Raw genomic sequence first — 19699 nt, 5'->3', positions numbered from 1 at the left:
CGATGGTAGTGTGGGGTCTCCCCATGTGAGAGTAGGGAACTGCCAGGCATCAAACAAGTGAAGAGGCCATCCGAAAGGATGGCCTTTTTGCGTTTATGCGCCAAAAAAACGGTAGGCCGGCCGGGTAAGGCAAAGCCGCCACCCGCCAAGTCAGACCGCACTCCATCTCACAATAAACTCAGCAATTCCGTCAACATCATTCAAATCCAGTACCGGAACCTCAAGCGGCAATACCACATCACTGGCCACCGCAATGACATGCTCATCAAGCGTTAACTCACTCATATCATGCCCGGCATCGCTTCTGAACAGCAGGATCTTAGGTACTGCCTCATGCTTAAATCCCTCAATCAGCACCAGATCCAACGTGGAATGATCCATCCGACTGACAAGATAAGCGAGATCCAGCGGCGCCTCATCCGGCGTTTCTGTCATTAACGCCCAGCGCTGAGGACTGGCTACCATCGTTTGTGCTGCTCCGGCCTTACGCAGCTCATAGCTGTCTTTACCGGGCTTATCGACATCCATATTATGATGCGTGTGCTTAATCAAACCTGGACGAATACCTCTGGCGCACAGTGCAGGTATCAGCTTTTTGAGTAAGGTGGTTTTCCCGGTACCACTCCAGGCGGAAATTGCTAAAACAGATGTCATTTCTTCTCCTGCAGTGCCTGCAAATCTTCTGTCGTATTCACGTTTACAAATGCTGGCTTCACATCGCTAAAATCAACCGGATGTCCGCCTGCCTGCCGCATAAACACCATCACTTTTCTTTCTCCAGCAGCCAGGTAAGCCTGCAGGTCAGAAGCTAGCGATGTATGAATCAGGGCTATGGTCGGATGGTCGCGCTCACCGTCATGTGCCCAAACCACGGGTGAGTCACCGCGCTGTTGTACCATGCGTTCTACCAGGCAAGCCGGAATAAAGGGGGTATCGCAGGAGCAAAAGAGAAACCATTCCCCCTTAGCCTGCTGCATGACCGAAAGCATCCCAGCCAGAGGCCCCGGATAATCTGCCTGGTTATCCGGGTAAACGGGGAATCCGCTGCGTTGGTAAATCGCGATATGACGATTAGCACTGAGCGCGATTGTCGACACCTGATCTGCAAGCCTGTCAGCGACATGCTGCCATAATGGCTTGCCATTCAGCGGCTGTAGCCCCTTATCTTCTCCGCCCATTCGGGTCGCTCTGCCACCGGCCAGAACGACACCGATGATTTTCTGGCACTCATTCACTAATATCGCCTCTTTTATTGTGGGATTGACCCTGCTAACGTGTCTCTCTAAATGAAAGGAGCACCACCATGAAATGTAAACGTCTGAATGAAGTTATTGAACTCCTCCAGCCAGCCTGGCAAAAAGAGCCAGAGCTGAATCTGATGCAATTTTTACAGAAACTGGCGAAAGAGTCAGGTTTTGACGGCGAGCTGACAGACCTTTCTGACGACATCCTGATCTACCACCTTAAAATGCGTGATTCCGCCAAAGATGCTGTTATTCCTGGTATTCAGAAAGATTATGAGGAAGATTTTAAAACCGCATTGCTGCGCGCGCGTGGGGTAATTAAAGAGTAAAAGCTTGTAAGCGGAGCCACCGAAATCGCCACAAGATGATATCCTGAATCATTCGTATAATTTCCGGATGATCGGATGAACGACCAGGCTTTTACTTTCCAGACATTACACCCGGATACCATTATGGACGCCCTGTTCGAGCAGGGTATTCGGGTGGATTCTGGGTTAACCCCGTTAAATAGCTACGAAAATCGCGTCTATCAGTTTCAGGATGAGGAGCGCCAGCGCTTCGTTGTGAAGTTCTATCGTCCTGAGCGTTGGTCCGCAGAACAAATTCAGGAAGAGCATCAGTTTGCCCACGATCTGCTGGATGACGATGTTCCCGTTGCTGCGCCCCTGAAATTCAATAACCAAACGCTCCTCACGCACGAAGGGTATTACTACGCAGTATTCCCAAGCCTGGGTGGTCGTCAGTTTGAAGCGGATAATATCGATCAGATGGAGTGGGTTGCCCGCTACCTGGGGCGTATCCATCAGACGGGACGCAAAAAAGCCTTTATTGCCCGCCCGACTATGGGGATTCAGGAATACCTTCTTGAACCGCGCGAACTATTCGAAACGTCTGCAATGATCCCCGCTGCGCTAAAGGATGGTTTCCTCAACGCCACCGATAAGCTTATTGCTGCAGTGAAAACCTGCTGGCGCGATGATATTTCCGTTCTGCGTCTGCATGGAGACTGCCATGCTGGCAATATTCTCTGGCGCGATGGCCCACTGTTTGTCGATCTCGATGATGCGCGCATGGGGCCAGCGGTTCAGGATCTGTGGATGCTGCTTAATGGTGATAAAGCCGAGCAAAGGATGCAGCTTGAAACCATTATTGAAGCGTATGAAGAATTTAGCCCCTTTAATTCAGACGAAATTGCCTTGATAGAGCCTTTACGTGCGATGCGTTTTGTTTATTATCTCGCATGGCTAATCAGGCGTTGGGATGATCCCGCATTTCCCCGAAATTTCCCGTGGCTTACCGGAGAGGATTACTGGCGCAGCCAGATATCCACATTTACTGAGCAGGTTAAGGTTCTGCAAGAGCCTCCTCTGCAATTAACGCCGATGTATTAATTGGACACACCCAGGAGAGAGTTGATCATGAAAAAAATTTGGCTGGCGCTGGCAGGTATGATTCTGGCATTTAGCGCTTCTGCTGCACAGTTTACCGACGGCAAACAGTACATCACGCTGGACAAGCCGGTCGCTGGCGAGCCACAGGTTCTGGAGTTCTTCTCGTTTTATTGCCCACACTGCTATCAGTTCGAGCAGGTGCTGCATGTCTCTGACAACGTGAAGAAAAAGCTGCCGGAAGGCACCAAAATGACGAAATACCACGTTGAGTTCCTGGGCCCGCTGGGCAAAGACCTGACTCAGGCGTGGGCGGTAGCTATCGCACTGGGCGTGGAAGATAAGATCACCGCCCCAATGTTTGAAGCCGTACAGAAAACCCAGACCGTTCAGACCACTGCGGATATCCGTAAAGTATTCGTGGATGCCGGCGTGAAAGGTGAAGAGTACGATGCCGCATGGAACAGCTTCGTGGTGAAATCACTGGTTGCCCAGCAGGAAAAAGCGGCTGCTGACCTCCAGCTTCAGGGCGTTCCGGCGATGTTTGTTAACGGCAAATATCAGCTGAACATGCAGGGCATGGACACCAGCAGCATGGATATCTTCGTACAACAGTATGCTGATACCGTGAAATATCTGGTTGAGAAGAAGTAAGATTGTTGATGTAAAAACGCCGGTCAATGACCGGCGTTTTTGTATGAAGATTTAATATTGCCTATCTGTTCGTCTTTCTCTTTCCAGAGCGTATTAAGCCAAAGCTGGAAACGACGTTTAAAATTCTTATCGTTAACGTAATCGCCATGCAGTTCCGTCTCAACAGGTACCAGATCAACGTGAACCACAATACGGGTCAGTTTGCCGCTGAGCATGTCATAAAATGGCGTCTTATCGTTCTCCGGGTAGCAAAGCGTAACGTTTAATAATTTATCGAACTGCTCGCCCAACACGTTCAATGCCATCGCAATGCCCGCAGCTTTAGGGGGCAGTAAGTGCTGATAAGGGGAGCGAGTCTGACTGCGCTTCTCTTCGGTAAAACGAGAGCCTTCTACAAAATTAACAATCGTCGTCGGATGTGCACGAAACTTTTCGCAGGAGCGGCGCGTGGTTTCCACATCTTTACCGCGGCGTTCCGGGTGACGAAGTAAATAGCTGCGTGAATAGCGTTTCATAAACGGCATATCCAGCGCCCAGCAGGCCAGGCCAATAAAAGGCACCCAGGCCAGTTGTTGTTTCAGGAAATATTTATTCATCGGGATGTGTTTGCGAAACAGCACACATAACACCACGATGTCAGCCCAGCTGTGATGATTGCAGATCAGCAGATACCAGTTCTTTTTGTTGAGTCTTTCCAGACCCTGAACATCCCACTTCAGGTGCGGGTTAAGGCGCAGCAGAATCGCCAGCCCTTCGCACCAGCAATACATCATAAAATTACAAAACGCAGAGACGGCTCGCCACACCGCGTGCACAGGCAGCAGCAGCTTAATCATCCCGGCGATAATGATCGGCACTGAACAGGCAATAGTCACCAGAATGGTTAAAATGATGCTTAACAGTAGTGTTATTGCAGCGAGCAATCTCAACATAATCAGTCTTTTCAGGTGGTTAGATTAAATTAAGCCGCCGCATATGCGGCGCAGGGCGCTGAGTTTATCAGAAAACAGACTAAAAAATGGTGCTTTCACACGGCGGGGAAGCGGCTTTTACCTGCAGCAGCAGATATGACTACGATGACGGAATAAACGAGGCTTATATCCACATAGACTAAATTGTCATCAATTCGCAATATGGATAATGATTACTAACTTAATATGATGATAATAAACAATAAATTATATAATCGGATAGGTTTTTTTCGGCTGTTATTCATATGTAGTGAAAGTATACACAAACTTATCCACAGTTTGATTTTTGCGAGCGATCCTCACGATCGCAAAATCTTTTCCTGTATCAGGCGCTAATAACTGATGTTTTCATCCTTCTGTGGCATCCTTTACCCATAAATTGATTAAAGGCACGGACATTATGGTTCAGATCCCAGAAAACCCTCTTATTCTCGTCGACGGCTCTTCTTACCTGTATCGGGCGTATCATGCGTTTCCTCCTCTGACCAACAGCGCAGGGGAACCCACCGGCGCAATGTACGGTGTACTGAACATGCTGCGCAGTCTGATCCTTCAGTATCAGCCAACCCATGCGGCAGTAGTCTTTGATGCAAAAGGTAAAACCTTCCGCGACGAGCTGTTTGAGCACTACAAATCCCATCGCCCGCCGATGCCTGACGATCTACGTGCGCAGATCGAGCCGCTGCATACCATGGTGAAAGCGATGGGTCTGCCGCTGCTGGCCGTTTCTGGCGTTGAGGCCGACGACGTCATCGGCACGCTGGCGCGTGAAGCAGAAAAAATGGGCCGTCCGGTGCTGATCAGCACCGGTGATAAAGATATGGCTCAGCTGGTGACGCCAGGGATCACCCTGATTAACACCATGACCAACACCATTCTGGGGCCAGAAGAAGTGGTCACTAAGTATGGCGTGCCGCCTGAGCTGATTATCGACTTCCTCGCGTTGATGGGCGACTCCTCGGATAACATCCCTGGAGTGCCTGGCGTTGGTGAGAAAACCGCGCAGGCGCTGCTTCAGGGGCTTGGCGGGCTGGATACGCTCTACGCGGAATCGGATAAAATCGCCGGGCTCACCTTCCGTGGTGCGAAAACCATGGCGGCGAAGCTGGAAGAGAACAAAGAGGTGGCTTATCTCTCCTATAAGCTGGCAACCATCAAAACAGATGTCGAACTGGAGCTGGGCTGTGAGCAGCTGGAAGTGCAACAGCCTTCCGCTGACGATCTGCTGAGCCTGTTTAAGAAATACGAATTTAAGCGCTGGACCACTGACGTTGAAGCCGGTAAATGGCTGCAGGCAAAAGGCGCGAAACCTGCCGCGAAGCCGAAAGAGACGATTGTTGTGGATGCTGAAGAGCAGGCAGACGAAGAGATCGTCGCACTCTCCTTCGATAACTACGAAACCCTTCTGGAGGAGTCACAGCTGGTCGCCTGGATCGAGAAGCTAAAAAAAGCGCCGGTCTTTGCCTTTGACACCGAAACTGACAGCCTCGATAACATCTCGGCCAACCTGGTGGGCCTGTCATTTGCCACTGAGCCGGGCGTTGCGGCCTATGTCCCTGTTGCACATGACTACCTGGATGCGCCGGATCAGATCTCCCGCGACCGCGTCCTTGAGCTGCTAAAGCCGATTCTCGAAGATGACAAGGCGCTCAAAGTTGGGCAGAACCTGAAATATGATCGCGGCATTCTGCAAAACTACGGGATTGAGTTGCGCGGCATCGCCTTCGACACCATGCTGGAATCCTACATTCTGGACAGCGTGGCAGGCCGTCATGATATGGATTCCTTATCTGACCGCTGGCTCAAGCACAAAACTATCACCTTCGAAGAGATTGCCGGCAAAGGGAAAAATCAGCTCACCTTTAACCAGATTGCTCTCGAAGAGGCAGGACGCTACGCGGCGGAAGACGCTGACGTCACGCTGCAGCTGCACCTGAAAATGTGGCCAAAGCTGCAGAAGCATGAAGGCCCACTGAACGTGTTCCAGCATATCGAAATGCCATTGGTGCCGGTGCTGTCCCGCATCGAACGCAACGGCGTAAAAATCGATCCAACGGTGCTGCATAACCATTCGGGTGAACTGGCGCAGCGTCTGACCGAGCTTGAGCAAAAAGCCCATGAGCTTGCCGGAGAGCCGTTTAACCTGTCGTCGCCTAAACAGCTGCAAACTATCCTGTTTGAAAAGCAGGGCATCAAGCCGCTGAAGAAAACCCCTGGCGGCGCGCCATCAACCTCTGAAGAGGTGCTGGAAGAGCTGGCGCTGGATTATCCTCTGCCAAAAGTTATCCTCGAGTATCGCGGTCTGGCGAAGCTGAAATCGACCTACACCGATAAGCTGCCGTTGATGATTAACCCGAAAACGGGGCGTGTGCATACCTCATACCATCAGGCTGTCGCGGCGACAGGTCGTCTCTCGTCAACCGATCCCAACCTGCAGAACATCCCGGTACGTAACGAAGAGGGCCGCCGTATTCGCCAGGCTTTCATCGCACCAGAGGATTATCTGATTGTCTCGGCGGACTACTCGCAAATCGAACTGCGTATTATGGCGCACCTGTCCCGTGATAAAGGCCTGCTGAGCGCGTTTGCCGAAGGGAAGGATATCCACCGGGCGACTGCAGCCGAAGTCTTCGGTCTGCCGTTGGACAGCGTAACCAACGAACAGCGCCGCAGCGCTAAGGCGATTAACTTCGGTCTGATTTACGGGATGAGCGCCTTTGGCCTGTCACGCCAGCTCAACATTCCGCGCAAAGAGTCGCAGAAGTATATGGATCTCTACTTCGAGCGCTATCCGGGCGTACTGGAGTATATGGAACGCACCCGTGCGCAGGCGAAAGAGAAAGGCTACGTTGAAACGCTGGATGGTCGTCGTCTGTATCTGCCGGACATCAAATCCAGCAACGCGGCGCGTCGTGCAGGCGCAGAGCGTGCGGCTATCAACGCCCCAATGCAGGGAACCGCTGCTGACATCATCAAGCGTGCGATGATCGCCGTGGATGCCTGGCTGGAAAAAGATAAACCGCGCGTGAAAATGATCATGCAGGTACACGATGAACTGGTGTTCGAAGTGCACAAAGACGATCTTGAAAAAGTGTCTCAGAAGATCCACGAACTGATGGAAAGCAGCATGAAGCTGGACGTTCCGTTGCTGGTAGAAGTGGGGAGTGGCGAAAACTGGGATCAGGCTCACTAAGGGTTCATGGAATAACGCGCGTTTTATGTAAGTTAGCAACATAACGACGTGCGTTTTGTGACAATCATTAGAATTCCCTATGTAAAGAATGAAAAAAAACTACAAAAAGTGCTTTTTCTACTGATAAAAAAGGGGTAGAGTTAACGACGTAGGGTACAGAGGTAAGATGTTCTATCTTTCAGACCTTTTACTTCACGTAATCGGATTTGGCTGAATATTTTAGCCGCCCCAGTCAGTAATGACTGGGGCGTTTTTTATTGCGGCAAAGAAAATATCAGGCAAAAGAAAACGCGGACATTGCCGCGCTCATCTTTACTCTTCTTCCGCTTCTGTCGCGGGTTCCAGCTCGTTAAACCAACTGTCGAGCTTCTGACGCAGCTTGTCCACGCCCTGCTTTTTCAGCGAGGAGAACGGCTCAACCTGCACATCACCGTTAAAGGCCAGCACCGCTTCGCGAACCATATTCACCTGCGCTTTTCGCGCACCGCTAGCCAGCTTATCGGCTTTGGTCAGCAGAACCAGCACGGCGATATCGCTCTCTACAGCCCAGTCGATCATCTGCTGATCGAGATCTTTCAGCGGATGGCGAATATCCATCAGCACTACCAGACCTTTCAGGCACTGGCGTTTTTCCAGGTACTCACCCAGCGCTCGCTGCCATTTGATCTTCATCTCTTCAGGTACTTGCGCATAGCCGTAGCCCGGTAAGTCGACGAGGCGTTTGCCTTCTGCAACTTCAAACAGGTTGATCAGCTGAGTACGGCCAGGTGTTTTTGAGGTGCGGGCCAGGCTCTTCTGATTGGTCAGCGTATTCAGGGCGCTGGATTTTCCCGCATTGGAGCGGCCAGCGAATGCCACTTCAATACCCGTATCGGAAGGCAGGTGGCGAATATCAGGCGCACTGGTGACAAAATGCGTCTGTTGGTAGTTCCAGGTAGTCACGTGGTCGTCTCCAAAAATCGTAATCTGCGGGGGATTATACCTGAATGCGGGCAAAAGGCTTTTCCCATCGTACCTGGCCTGTAAGCGAAAACCCATTAATTTGTAAGAGATCGGCCTCAAATCCTATGGGACATTTAAGAGAAATCGCAGGTGTTAAAAAATGCAAACTATTAAATATCATAGACTTGATAGTGAGTAATAATCCGAAAATCCTTTTTTATACCCTTTCGTTGCTTGTTAGTTTAAGGGAAAAAGGTAAAGTGTGCGTCAAGGCGAGGATGCCAACAGGATCAGGACTTAAGGATAAGGGTCAGGAGCGCCAGGAGGCTAAGACTCAGGATTGTCAGGATGATGGGCGCCTGGAGGCGTTATTACAGGAAACGGAACCGTATCACGGACGGTATTAGCCAAGGGATAAACAGGGTTTGTTGTTGGCAAACATGGAATGTCTGGCCCGCTAAGGGTTGTGAGTCAGGAAAAAAGGCGACAGATTGCTCTGTCGCCTTTTTTCTTTGCTTGCTTTCTGCTAGATTTCGCCGCAATTCTATACTGAATAAAACGGCTTAAAGATAAAACATCATGAAAAAACCGACCACCGCAGCGGGCGCGAAACGCCCAGCAAAAGCACGCCGCAAAACGCGCGAAGAACTGAACCAGGAAGCGCGCGACCGCAAACGCGACAAAAAACATCGTGGTCATGCTGCGGGTAGCCGTGCCAACGGTGGTGGTGCAGCGGGAGCTTCTGCAAAAGGCAAACAGCAGAAAGATCCCCGTATCGGCAGTAAAACTCCCATTCCACTGGGCGTGACAGACACCCCGGTCACTAAGCAGCACAAACCAAAGAGCGAGAAACCTATGCTTTCACCGCAGGCTGAGCTGGATTTGCTGGAGAACGATGAGCGCCTGGACGCGCTGCTGGAACGTCTTGAAGAGGGTGAAACCCTGACCGCCGAAGAGCAGTCATGGGTGGATGCCAAACTGGATCGCATCGACGAGCTGATGCAGAAGCTGGGCCTGTCTTACGACGACGAAGACGACGAAGAAGAAGACGAAAAGCAGGAAGATATGATGCGTCTTCTGAAGGGTGGAAACTAACATTTGCACCCGGCAGGCTCGATAGTCCTGCTTATAACCCTTCCGGTTATATGTTATCTGGTGTGGTTATTCGTTAAACTACGGCGGTTGTCGCGGCGACAGAAGTGGCTGCGCACCCGAATGATGGCCCGCAATGGGGTCAGAACGGGCCGCCGTATACGAACGCGACACCAACGGAAGGAGTGAGCATGTCAGCACCAACTATCGACTGGGATTTGGCCCTAATCCAGAAATATAACTATTCCGGGCCGCGTTATACGTCATACCCCACCGCGCTGGAGTTCTCCGATGCCTTCGGCGAGCGTGATTTCCAGCAGGCCGTCGCGCGCTATCCTGAGCGTCCGCTGTCCCTCTACGTCCATATTCCGTTCTGCCACAAGCTTTGCTACTTCTGCGGCTGCAATAAAATCGTGACCCGCCAGCAGCATAAAGCCGACCAGTACCTTGACGCGCTCGAACAGGAAATTGTGCATCGCGCGCCGCTGTTTAAAGGCCGTCACGTCAGCCAGCTGCACTGGGGCGGCGGTACGCCAACCTATCTGAATAAAGCGCAAATCAGCCGCCTGATGACGCTTCTGCGCGGCAACTTTAATTTTAACGACGATGCTGAAATCTCGATCGAGGTCGATCCGCGCGAAATCGAGCTGGATGTCCTGGATCGCTTACGCGCCGAAGGCTTCAACCGCCTGAGCATGGGCGTGCAGGACTTCAACAAAGAGGTGCAGCGTCTGGTGAATCGCGAGCAGGACGAAGACTTTATCTTTGCCTTACTCAACCATGCGCGTGAAATTGGCTTCACCTCGACCAATATTGACCTGATTTACGGCCTGCCCAGGCAAACGCCGGAAAGCTTCGCCTTCACGCTGAAGCGCGTGGCCGAACTCAACCCGGACCGCCTGAGCGTCTTTAACTACGCGCATCTGCCGACGCTGTTTGCCGCCCAGCGTAAAATCAAAGATGCCGATCTTCCTTCTGCCCAGCAGAAGCTGGATATCCTGCAGCAAACCATCACCTCGCTGACCGAAACCGGCTATCAGTTTATCGGGATGGATCACTTTGCCCGCCCGGACGACGAACTGGCGGTCGCTCAGCGCGAAGGCGTTCTGCACCGCAACTTCCAGGGCTACACGACGCAGGGCTATACCGACTTGCTGGGGATGGGCGTCTCTGCCATCAGCATGATTGGCGACTGCTACGCGCAGAACCAGAAAGAGCTGAAGCTGTATTACCAGCAGGTTGATGACACGGGCAACTCGCTGTGGCGCGGCATCGCGTTAACCCGCGACGACTGCATCAGACGCGATGTCATTAAGGCGCTTATCTGCAACTTCCGTCTCGATTTCGGCGATGTGGAAGCGCAGTGGGCGCTGACATTCAGCGATTACTTTGCAGAAGATCTGAAGCTTCTGGCGCCGCTGGCGAAAGACGGGCTGGTGGATGTGTCGGAGAGCGCGATTGAGGTCACGCCGAAAGGGCGTCTGTTGATCCGTAATATCTGCATGTGCTTTGATGCCTATCTGCGTCAGAAAGCGCGTATGCAGCAGTTCTCGCGGGTGATTTGAGCTGTAATGCCGGGTGGCGGCTTTGCCTTACCCGGCCTACTTAAGTGCGAAATGTAGGCCGGGTAAGCGAAGCGCCACCCGGCTTTTCATCGACAGCTCGTTAGCTAAACAGCCCAACCAGCGCCGCACACAGCACCGCCGCAACGGCGGTTTGTGGCGTGTGGCTTTCAGCGGCTCCGCTAGAGAGCATATTCACGATTGTTTCCAGCATGATGTTCACCCCCAATTTCCGGGCACGATCATACAAAACTCATCGGAACAGTAAAGCGCAAAATAACGGCAATTTGCGCTCAATTAATAACCTTTCCGCGCGGGCGGATATCACTCCATTCCCAGTTCTTTCAGCTTGCGCGTCAGGGTATTACGTCCCCATCCAAGCAGGCGAGCGGCCTCCTGCTTATGACCCTGCGTATGACGAAGCGCGGTGGTTAACAGCGTACGCTCCATTTCTGGCTGCGCTTCAGACAGCAGGTTTTGATGACCGGAACGCAGCGCGCGGTCGGCCCACTGCGCCAGCAGCGTTGCCCAACTGTCCGGCAGCGCATGCCCGGTAGTGCTTTCAGGCGCGGTCGCTTCAAACAGCTCGGCCGGTAAATCCTGAATCAGCACTTCCTGCCCGGCGGCCATCACGGTTAACCAGCGGCAGGTGTTTTCCAGCTGACGCACGTTACCAGGCCACGCAAGTCGGGTGAGGGCGGCATCGGTTTCCGGGTGAAGCTGCTTGGCCTCCACGCCCAGCTCGCGGGCTGCCACCTGCAGGAAATGACGCGCCAGGCGCGGGATATCTTCCCGGCGCTCGCGCAGCGGCGGCAGATGAACGCGGATAACGTTCAGTCGGTGGAATAAATCCTCACGGAATTTACCCTCCTGCACGCGTTGCTCCAGGTTCTGGTGGGTCGCGGCAATAATGCGCACGTCCACCTTCACCGGCGCATAGCCGCCCACGCGGTAAAACTGCCCGTCGGCCAGCACGCGCAGCAGGCGGGTCTGAACGTCCAGCGGCATATCGCCGATTTCGTCCAGAAAAAGCGTCCCGCCGTCGGCCTGCTCAAAGCGCCCCTGACGAATGGTATTCGCCCCGGTAAACGCCCCTTTTTCGTGGCCGAACAGCTCGGATTCAATCAAATCCTTAGGGATGGCCGCCATATTCAGGGCGATAAAAGGCGCTTTAGCCCGAGGGCTATGGCGATGCAGCGCGTGGGCAACCAGCTCTTTACCGGTTCCCGATTCGCCGTTAATCAATACGCTGATGGACGAACGCGACAGACGCCCGATGATGCGAAACACATCCTGCATCGCCGGCGCTTCGCCGATGATGTCCGTGGTGGGGCCAAAATCGGGCGCATTACGAGGCTGCTGTTGTTCCTGGTAGTGGCTGATGGCGCGTTCAACCAACGCCACCGCCTCGTCGATATCAAACGGCTTTGGCAGGTAATCAAACGCCCCTTGCTGGTAGGCGCTCACTGCGGCATCCAGGTCGGAGTGCGCCGTCATTATGATGACCGGAAGCATTGGGTGGCGTTGTTTTATCTGCTTTAATAGCGCCAGCCCGTCCATGCCCGGCATGCGAATATCCGAAAGCAGAACATCCGGCGTTTTGGTGGTGAGTGCGTCGAGCACCTCGCTGCCGCTCTCAAACGTCGTGCAGCTTAACCCCGCCCCAGTGAGCGCGCGTTCCAGCACCCAACGGATGGAGCTATCGTCATCGACTACCCAGACTATCCCTCGTTGCATAAACGTCACCTTTATTTTTTAATCGGCAGGAAAACCGAAAACTCGGTATGTCCCGGCCAACTGGTAAATTCAATTTTGCCAGAGTGTTGGTCGATCAAACTGCGGGCAATGGATAACCCCAGCCCGGTACCGCCTTCGCGGCCGCTGACCATCGGGTAAAACAGCGTGTCCTGCAGATGCGGCGGGATCCCCGGACCGTTATCCTCAACGTCGATGCGTGCCGCCAGCCGGTAGCGCACGCCGTGCAGCGTGAGCTGGAAGGCGGTGCGGGTACGTAAAATAATCTCGCCCCCTTCCGGTCCCAGCGCCTGTAGCGCGTTACGTACAATGTTCAGCAGAACCTGTTCAATCTGGTCCGGGTCATGCGCCAGTTCCGGCAGGCTTGGGTCGTAATCGCGCACCAGCGTGACGTTCTCTGGCAGTTCCATTGAGACAAGTTTCACCACCCGTTCCGCCACTTTATGAATGCTTTCAGAGACGTGCATGCCCGGCTGCTGCGGCCCAAGAAGACGGTCAACCAGATTACGCAGGCGGTCGGCCTGCTCAATAATAACGTTGGTGTACTCTGCCAGCGCAGGGTCGGGCAACGCCTTGGTCAGCAGCTGTGCTGCACCGCGTAATCCACCCAGCGGGTTTTTGATTTCATGCGCGAGACCACGCACCAGGTCACGGGCGGCAATTTGCTGTGCATGTTGAAGCTGCTCCTGGCTGAGTCGACGCTGGTTATCCATCGGCGCCATTTCCAGCAGGATCAGTCCTTCAGGAAGACGTTGCGCGGTAAGAGAGAGAATATGTGAACGCCCGTCGATCACCAGCGTCACTTCGTTATCGGTGAACCCCTGTCCGGCCTGCAAACTCTCCTGCATCAGGCCAATATTCAGCGAAAAATAGCTCAACAGTTCAGGAAGCGGGGTGCCAAACAGCTTGCGTGAGCTCTGGGCGAGCAATTGCTGCGCCGCCGGGTTGGCGTAATGCACCGCCAGCTCGTCATCGACCAGCAAGATGCTGTTAATTAAGGAATTGAGGATCTGCCCAGCATCGGGCAGCGTGCCAGTTGCCATTCAGCAGTCTCCTGGAGTTGGTTGCACTAATTTAGTGCAGTATAGCTTTTTCGGCGTAAAAAGCGCGTCAGATCAGGTTGTTGGTGGAGAAAAAAGCCCATCCGGAGATGGGCTAAAAGTTTCCACGGCAACTACTCCCGACGTTTATCACGCCGGGTAAAACAACTCGATTAAACGCTGTAGTACAGTTCGAACTCAACCGGGTGCGGAGTCATACGCACGCGGTCGTTCTCTTCAGTGCGCAGCGCGATGTAAGCGTCGATAGCTTCATCAGTGAATACACCACCCGCGGTCAGGAACTCACGGTCTGCGTCCAGCGCCTGCAGGGCTTCTTCCAGAGAGCCTGCAACCTGTGGGATCTCTTTCGCTTCTTCTGGCGGCAGGTCATACAGGTTTTTGTCCATCGCTTCGCCAGGGTGGATCTTGTTCTTAATACCGTCCAGACCGGCCATCAGCAGTGCTGCGAAGCACAGGTATGGGTTAGCCGCTGGGTCCGGGAAGCGCACTTCGATACGACGTGCTTTCGGAGACGCAACAACCGGGATACGGATAGAAGCAGAACGGTTACGGGCAGAGTAGGCCAGCATGACTGGCGCTTCGTAGCCTGGGACCAGACGCTTGTAGGAGTTGGTGGTTGGGTTCGCCAGAGCGTTGATCGCTTTAGCGTGTTTGATAACACCACCGATGTAGTGCAGCGCCTGCTCGGACAGACCGGCATATTTGTCACCAGAGAACAGGTTGGTACCGTTCTTGGACAGAGACATGTGGCAGTGCATACCGGAACCGTTGTCGCCAAACATTGGTTTTGGCATGAAGGTCGCGGTTTTACCGAAACGGTGCGCAACGTTGTGCACAACGTATTTGTAGATCTGAATCTCATCCGCTTTTTTGGTCATGGTGTTGAAGCGGGTAGCGATTTCGTTCTGGCCAGCGGTCGCCACTTCGTGGTGATGCGCTTCCACAACCAGGCCCATCTCTTCCATGATCAGACACATGGTAGAACGGATGTCCTGTGAAGAATCGACCGGAGGAACCGGGAAGTAACCGCCTTTCACGCCAGGACGGTGACCTTTGTTACCACCTTCGTATTTGGTGGAAGAGTTCCATGCGCCTTCGATGTCATCGATAGCCACGTGGGAACCTGAAATTGACGCGCCGAAACGGATGTCGTCAAACAGGAAGAATTCTGGCTCTGGCCCGAACAGAACGGTGTCTGCGATGCCGGTAGAACGCAGGTACTCTTCAGCGCGTTTCGCGATGGAGCGTGGGTCACGATCGTAGCCCTGCAGCGTGCCTGGCTCGAGGATATCGCAACGGATGATAAGGGTTGGCTCTTCGAAGAACGGGTCAATGAGCGCAGTGGTCGCGTCTGGCATCAGAACCATGTCGGATTCGTTAATGCCTTTCCAGCCACCAATGGAGGAGCCGTCAAACATTTTGCCTTCTTCAAAGAATTCGGCGTTCACCTGATGAGCAGGGATTGTGACGTGCTGTTCTTTACCTTTGGTATCGGTGAAGCGCAGATCAACAAACTTCACTTCATGTTCGTTCAGCATCGTCAAAACGTGTTCAGCGGACATACTTAACTCTCCAGATTGGTCATTGTCGTCGTGGTAACGAGGTCTTCAACTTCTATCAAGGTGGCTGTGATGCCATCTTTTTGCCGTATTTTTATAAAGCGAAATCTGTGCCAACTTTTAAAACACCCCAAAAAGGCGTTATCATGCGCACCATAGTGCAAAAGGGCTGCACCACAATGGATTTGTTGCACCAGTATAGTGCTTCAATGTGAACATTGAGCACCATATTGGTGCAATTTACGTTAAAGTGCCCTTTTACCGCTCCGTGAAAGCGATCACAAAGCATCTCTGCAATACTTGTTTGCGGGGGATGTTTGTGATCCTGTTTTGTAGTGCGATTAATCCGTGTACAATAACGCGCTATTTCTAAATGCCTGAGGCAAAGTTGTGATCGAAAAATTGCGTAACATCGCCATCATCGCGCACGTCGACCATGGTAAAACTACCCTGGTTGATAAGCTGCTGCAGCAGTCCGGTACATTTGATGCTCGTGCCGAAACTCAAGAACGCGTGATGGACTCCAACGATTTGGAGAAAGAGCGTGGGATTACCATCCTCGCCAAAAACACCGCTATCAAATGGAATGACTACCGTATCAACATCGTTGATACCCCAGGGCACGCCGACTTCGGTGGTGAAGTTGAACGTGTAATGTCCATGGTAGACTCCGTTCTGCTGGTCGTTGACGCAATGGATGGCCCAATGCCCCAGACGCGCTTCGTGACCAAAAAAGCGTTTGCTCATGGTCTGAAGCCAATTGTTGTTATCAACAAAGTTGACCGTCCTGGCGCGCGTCCTGACTGGGTTGTTGATCAGGTCTTCGACCTGTTCGTTAACCTTGACGCGACCGACGAGCAGTTGGACTTCCCTATCGTTTACGCTTCTGCGCTGAACGGTATTGCAGGTCTGGACCACGAAGACATGGCAGAAGACATGACCCCGCTGTACCAGGCGATTGTTGACCGTGTTCCTGCACCAAACGTTGATCTCGACGGCACCCTGCAGATGCAGATCTCTCAGCTCGACTACAACAACTACGTTGGCGTAATCGGCATTGGTCGTATCAAGCGCGGTAAAGTGAAGCCTAACCAGCAGGTTACTATCATCGATAGCGAAGGCAAAACCCGTAACGGTAAAGTGGGTAAAGTGCTGACTCACCTGGGTCTTGAGCGTATCGAGAGCGACATCGCTGAAGCGGGCGACATCATCGCTATCACCGGTCTGGGTGAACTGAACATCTCCGACACCATCTGCGATCCGCAGAACGTCGAAGCGCTGCCAGCCCTGTCCGTTGATGAACCAACCGTATCCATGTTCTTCAACGTCAACACCTCTCCGTTCTGTGGTAAAGAAGGTAAGTTCGTTACCTCTCGTCAGATCCTTGACCGCCTGAACAAAGAGCTGGTGCACAACGTTGCGCTGCGCGTTGAAGAAACCGAAGACGCTGATGCATTCCGCGTTTCGGGCCGTGGTGAGCTGCACCTGTCTGTTCTGATCGAAAACATGCGTCGTGAAGGTTTCGAAATGGCGGTTTCCCGTCCGAAAGTTATCTTCCGCGAAATCGACGGCCGTAAACAAGAGCCGTTCGAAAACGTGACTCTGGACGTTGAAGAGCAGCACCAGGGTTCTGTGATGCAGGCTCTGGGTGAGCGTAAAGGCGATCTGAAAAACATGAATCCAGATGGCAAAGGCCGCGTACGTCTCGACTACGTGATCCCAAGCCGTGGCCTGATCGGCTTCCGTTCTGAGTTCATGACCATGACTTCAGGTACCGGTCTGCTGTACTCCACCTTCAGCCACTACGACGACGTTCGTCCGGGTGAAGTGGGCCAGCGTAACAACGGCGTGCTGATCTCCAACGGTCAGGGTAAAGCGGTTGCGTTTGCGCTGTTCGGTCTGCAGGATCGCGGTAAGCTGTTCCTGGGTCACGGTGCTGAAGTTTATGAAGGCCAGATCATCGGTATTCACAGTCGTTCTAACGACCTGACCGTAAACTGCCTGACCGGTAAGAAACTGACCAACATGCGTGCGTCCGGTACTGACGAAGCAACGGTTCTGGTTCCACCGATCAAGATGACTCTGGAGCAGGCTCTGGAATTCATCGATGATGACGAACTGGTCGAAGTGACTCCACAGTCAATTCGTATCCGTAAACGTCACCTGACCGAGAACGATCGTAAACGTGCAATGCGCGGTGCGAAAGAAGAGTAATTCACTCCTCTTTAAGTCTCTAAAACCCCGTCCTTGTGGCGGGGTTTTTCTTTTTCTGCGTTGTGCCCCTCTCCATAGCCAAACCTTATCTTTCCCGCTACAGTTACTTTTCCACGGCGAAAGGAGATAAACATGCTTTATATCTTTGACTTAGGAAATGTAATCGTCGATATCGATTTTAATCGGGTGCTGGGCGCATGGAGCGATTTTAGCCGTGTTCCCCTGGCGACGTTAAAACAGAATTTCGCGATGGGTGAGACATTCCACCAGCACGAACGCGGTGAAATCAGCGATGAAGAATTCGCAGAGCGTTTCTGCCATGAAATGGATCTGCCGTTAAGCTACGAACAGTTTTCCCATGGCTGGCAGGCGGTCTTTGTCGCGATCCGCCCGGAAGTCACCGACATCATGCATAAACTGCGCGAGCAGGGGCATCGCGTGGTGGTGCTGTCAAATACCAACCGCCTGCATACCACGTTTTGGCCGGAGGAATATCCGGAGATCCGTGCGGCAGCAGATAAAATTTATCTCTCCCAGGAGATGGGCATGCGCAAGCCTGAAGCGCGTATTTATCAGGCGGTTCTGCAGGAAGAAGGATTCTCCGCGGCTGATGCGGTCTTTTTCGACGACAACGCCGATAATATAGAGGGAGCTAACCAGTTAGGTATCACGTCAATTCTGGTGACCGGAAAAGAGACGATACCGAACTATTTTGCGAAGCAGTTATGCTAAAAACCGTTCATCAAAAAGCCACGCACCATACCCGGCCGCTCCGGGCATGGCTGAAGCTGCTCTGGCACCGCATTGATGAGGACAACATGACGACGCTGGCGGGGAATCTCGCCTATGTGTCGTTGCTCTCATTGGTGCCGCTGGTGGCGGTCATCTTTGCCCTGTTTTCCGCGTTTCCGATGTTTGCCGACGTCAGCCTGCAGCTTCGTCATTTTGTCTTCGCGAATTTCATTCCGGCCACCGGCGACGTCATTCAGAACTACATTGAGCAGTTTGTCGCCAACTCCAGCAAGATGACGGCGGTGGGCGCCTGTGGCCTCATCGTCACGGCGCTGCTTTTGATGTATTCCATCGACAGTGCCCTCAACACCATCTGGCGAAGCAAAAAAATCCGTCCTAAGGTTTACTCTTTTGCCGTGTACTGGATGATTTTGACCCTCGGTCCGCTGCTGGCGGGGGCGAGCCTGGCGATCAGCTCCTATCTTCTTTCTCTGCGCTGGGCGAGTGACTTAAACAGCGTGATTGATAACGTTCTGCGCATCTTCCCGCTCATTTTATCGTGGCTCTCGTTCTGGCTGCTTTACAGCGTGGTGCCGACGACGCGCGTACCTAATCGTGATGCCATCGTTGGGGCGCTGGTGGCTGCCGTGCTCTTCGAGCTGGGCAAGAAAGGTTTCGCGCTTTACATCACCATGTTCCCGTCTTATCAGCTGATTTACGGCGTGCTGGCGGTGATCCCCATTTTGTTTGTCTGGGTCTACTGGACCTGGTGTATCGTCTTGCTTGGTGCAGAAATAACTGTCACTCTCGGAATATACCGCGAACTTAAAAAAGCAGCAGAAGCTGAAAAACAACAAGAAGCAGACCAACCATGATTGCATTGATACAGCGCGTAACCCGTGCCAGCGTCACCGTGGAGGACGAGGTGACGGGTGAAATCGGCCCAGGACTTTTAGTGTTGTTAGGTGTCGAAAAGGATGATGACGAACAGAAAGCCAACCGCCTTTGCGAGCGCGTGCTGGGCTACCGCATCTTTGGCGATGCGGAGGGCAAGATGAATCTCAACGTGCAGCAGGCGGGTGGAAGCGTGCTGGTGGTTTCCCAGTTTACGTTGGCCGCAGATACCGAACGCGGCATGCGGCCAGGTTTTTCTAAAGGTGCTGCGCCAGAACGCGCAGAAGCCCTTTATGAGTACTTTGTTGAGCGCTGCCGTCAGCAGGAAATGAATACGCAAACCGGACGATTCGCTGCAGATATGCAGGTATCGCTGGTGAACGATGGCCCCGTCACATTCTGGCTTCAGGTATGAGCCAACTGGCGGCGTGGCCGCGG

19 protein-coding genes are annotated in these 19699 nt (G+C 52.9%); 11 read left to right on the top strand and 8 right to left on the bottom strand.

Features of this window, described 5'->3' with window-relative positions:
• Positions 1-150 precede the first annotated feature (150 nt).
• Both mobB and mobA read right to left on the bottom strand, forming a co-directional pair.
• On the bottom strand, positions 151-654 hold the full coding sequence (gene mobB, locus KK102_RS20840) for a molybdopterin-guanine dinucleotide biosynthesis protein MobB (RefSeq protein WP_216358353.1): 504 nt from the start codon (positions 652-654) through the stop codon (positions 151-153).
• Entirely contained in the window at positions 651-1235 is a 585-nt protein-coding gene (mobA, locus tag KK102_RS20835) for a molybdenum cofactor guanylyltransferase MobA (RefSeq protein ID WP_216358352.1), read from the bottom strand. The genes mobB and mobA overlap by 4 nt, the downstream gene beginning before the upstream one ends.
• Before the next feature lie 68 nt (positions 1236-1303).
• Between mobA and KK102_RS20830 the strand changes: the two genes are divergently transcribed.
• From KK102_RS20830 to dsbA, 3 genes are all read left to right on the top strand, one after another.
• Positions 1304-1573 (top strand): YihD family protein, encoded by a 270-nt coding sequence (locus tag KK102_RS20830; protein WP_010436801.1) that lies wholly within the window; start codon positions 1304-1306, stop codon positions 1571-1573.
• 75 nt (positions 1574-1648) lie between these two features.
• Positions 1649-2635, top strand: a complete 987-nt coding sequence (locus KK102_RS20825) for a serine/threonine protein kinase (protein ID WP_126546085.1) — start codon at positions 1649-1651, stop codon at positions 2633-2635.
• A gap of 27 nt (positions 2636-2662) precedes the next feature.
• On the top strand, positions 2663-3286 hold the full coding sequence (dsbA, locus tag KK102_RS20820; RefSeq protein WP_010436806.1) for a thiol:disulfide interchange protein DsbA: 624 nt from the start codon (positions 2663-2665) through the stop codon (positions 3284-3286).
• A gap of 23 nt (positions 3287-3309) precedes the next feature.
• Here the strand turns inward: dsbA and KK102_RS20815 are convergent, their stop codons facing one another.
• Complete coding sequence (locus KK102_RS20815) at positions 3310-4218, bottom strand: acyltransferase (protein WP_216358351.1); 909 nt, start codon at positions 4216-4218, stop codon at positions 3310-3312.
• Between the two features lie 439 nt (positions 4219-4657).
• On the opposite strand from KK102_RS20815, the gene polA reads away from it, so the two are divergent.
• Together polA and spfP are read left to right on the top strand one after the other, a co-directional pair.
• On the top strand, positions 4658-7450 hold the full coding sequence (gene polA / locus KK102_RS20810) for a DNA polymerase I (RefSeq protein ID WP_216358350.1): 2793 nt from the start codon (positions 4658-4660) through the stop codon (positions 7448-7450).
• Between the two features lie 166 nt (positions 7451-7616).
• Positions 7617-7664 (top strand): small protein SpfP, encoded by a 48-nt coding sequence (gene spfP / locus KK102_RS22455; protein ID WP_071892919.1) that lies wholly within the window; start codon positions 7617-7619, stop codon positions 7662-7664.
• Between the two features lie 98 nt (positions 7665-7762).
• On the opposite strand, the gene yihA is transcribed toward spfP, so the two are convergent.
• A complete protein-coding gene (yihA, locus tag KK102_RS20805; RefSeq protein ID WP_010436812.1) occupies positions 7763-8392 on the bottom strand; it encodes a ribosome biogenesis GTP-binding protein YihA/YsxC in 630 nt (209 codons plus the stop codon).
• 579 nt (positions 8393-8971) lie between these two features.
• On the opposite strand from yihA, the gene yihI reads away from it, so the two are divergent.
• Together yihI and hemN are read left to right on the top strand one after the other, a co-directional pair.
• Positions 8972-9487, top strand: coding sequence for a Der GTPase-activating protein YihI (yihI, locus tag KK102_RS20800; protein WP_126546082.1), 516 nt, complete (start codon positions 8972-8974; stop codon positions 9485-9487).
• A gap of 188 nt (positions 9488-9675) precedes the next feature.
• Positions 9676-11049: an oxygen-independent coproporphyrinogen III oxidase gene (gene hemN / locus KK102_RS20795; protein ID WP_216358349.1), complete on the top strand. Its 1374-nt coding sequence runs from the start codon at positions 9676-9678 to the stop codon at positions 11047-11049.
• A gap of 100 nt (positions 11050-11149) precedes the next feature.
• On the opposite strand, the gene KK102_RS20790 is transcribed toward hemN, so the two are convergent.
• The 4 genes from KK102_RS20790 to glnA all read right to left on the bottom strand — a co-directional run bounded on the left by KK102_RS20790 (position 11150) and on the right by glnA (position 15424).
• Positions 11150-11260 (bottom strand): YshB family small membrane protein, encoded by a 111-nt coding sequence (locus tag KK102_RS20790; RefSeq protein ID WP_045329576.1) that lies wholly within the window; start codon positions 11258-11260, stop codon positions 11150-11152.
• Between the two features lie 110 nt (positions 11261-11370).
• Positions 11371-12783 carry a nitrogen regulation protein NR(I) gene (gene glnG / locus KK102_RS20785; RefSeq protein ID WP_126546080.1) on the bottom strand — a complete coding sequence of 471 codons (1413 nt, stop codon included), beginning with the start codon at positions 12781-12783 and terminating at the stop codon, positions 11371-11373.
• Between the two features lie 11 nt (positions 12784-12794).
• Positions 12795-13844, bottom strand: a complete 1050-nt coding sequence (gene glnL, locus KK102_RS20780) for a nitrogen regulation protein NR(II) (RefSeq protein WP_010436825.1) — start codon at positions 13842-13844, stop codon at positions 12795-12797.
• A gap of 170 nt (positions 13845-14014) precedes the next feature.
• Complete coding sequence (gene glnA, locus KK102_RS20775; RefSeq protein WP_023333896.1) at positions 14015-15424, bottom strand: glutamate--ammonia ligase; 1410 nt, start codon at positions 15422-15424, stop codon at positions 14015-14017.
• A 387-nt stretch (positions 15425-15811) separates the two neighbouring features.
• Between glnA and typA the strand changes: the two genes are divergently transcribed.
• From typA to dtd, 4 genes are all read left to right on the top strand, one after another.
• On the top strand, positions 15812-17635 hold the full coding sequence (typA, locus tag KK102_RS20770; protein ID WP_126546079.1) for a ribosome-dependent GTPase TypA: 1824 nt from the start codon (positions 15812-15814) through the stop codon (positions 17633-17635).
• 132 nt (positions 17636-17767) lie between these two features.
• Positions 17768-18367 (top strand): glucose-1-phosphatase, encoded by a 600-nt coding sequence (yihX, locus tag KK102_RS20765; RefSeq protein ID WP_216358348.1) that lies wholly within the window; start codon positions 17768-17770, stop codon positions 18365-18367.
• A complete protein-coding gene (locus tag KK102_RS20760; RefSeq protein ID WP_010436837.1) occupies positions 18361-19242 on the top strand; it encodes a virulence factor BrkB family protein in 882 nt (293 codons plus the stop codon). Before yihX ends, KK102_RS20760 begins: the two co-directional genes overlap by 7 nt.
• Positions 19239-19676 (top strand): D-aminoacyl-tRNA deacylase, encoded by a 438-nt coding sequence (gene dtd, locus KK102_RS20755; protein WP_126546077.1) that lies wholly within the window; start codon positions 19239-19241, stop codon positions 19674-19676. Before KK102_RS20760 ends, dtd begins: the two co-directional genes overlap by 4 nt.
• The last annotated feature ends 23 nt before the right edge of the window (positions 19677-19699 follow it).

Origin of the sequence: Enterobacter quasimori (assembly GCF_018597345.1) — a bacterium.
Lineage (GTDB): Bacteria > Pseudomonadota > Gammaproteobacteria > Enterobacterales > Enterobacteriaceae > Enterobacter > Enterobacter mori.
Note: the sequence above shows the minus strand (reverse complement) of the source record. Positions and strands in the feature narration are given on the sequence as shown.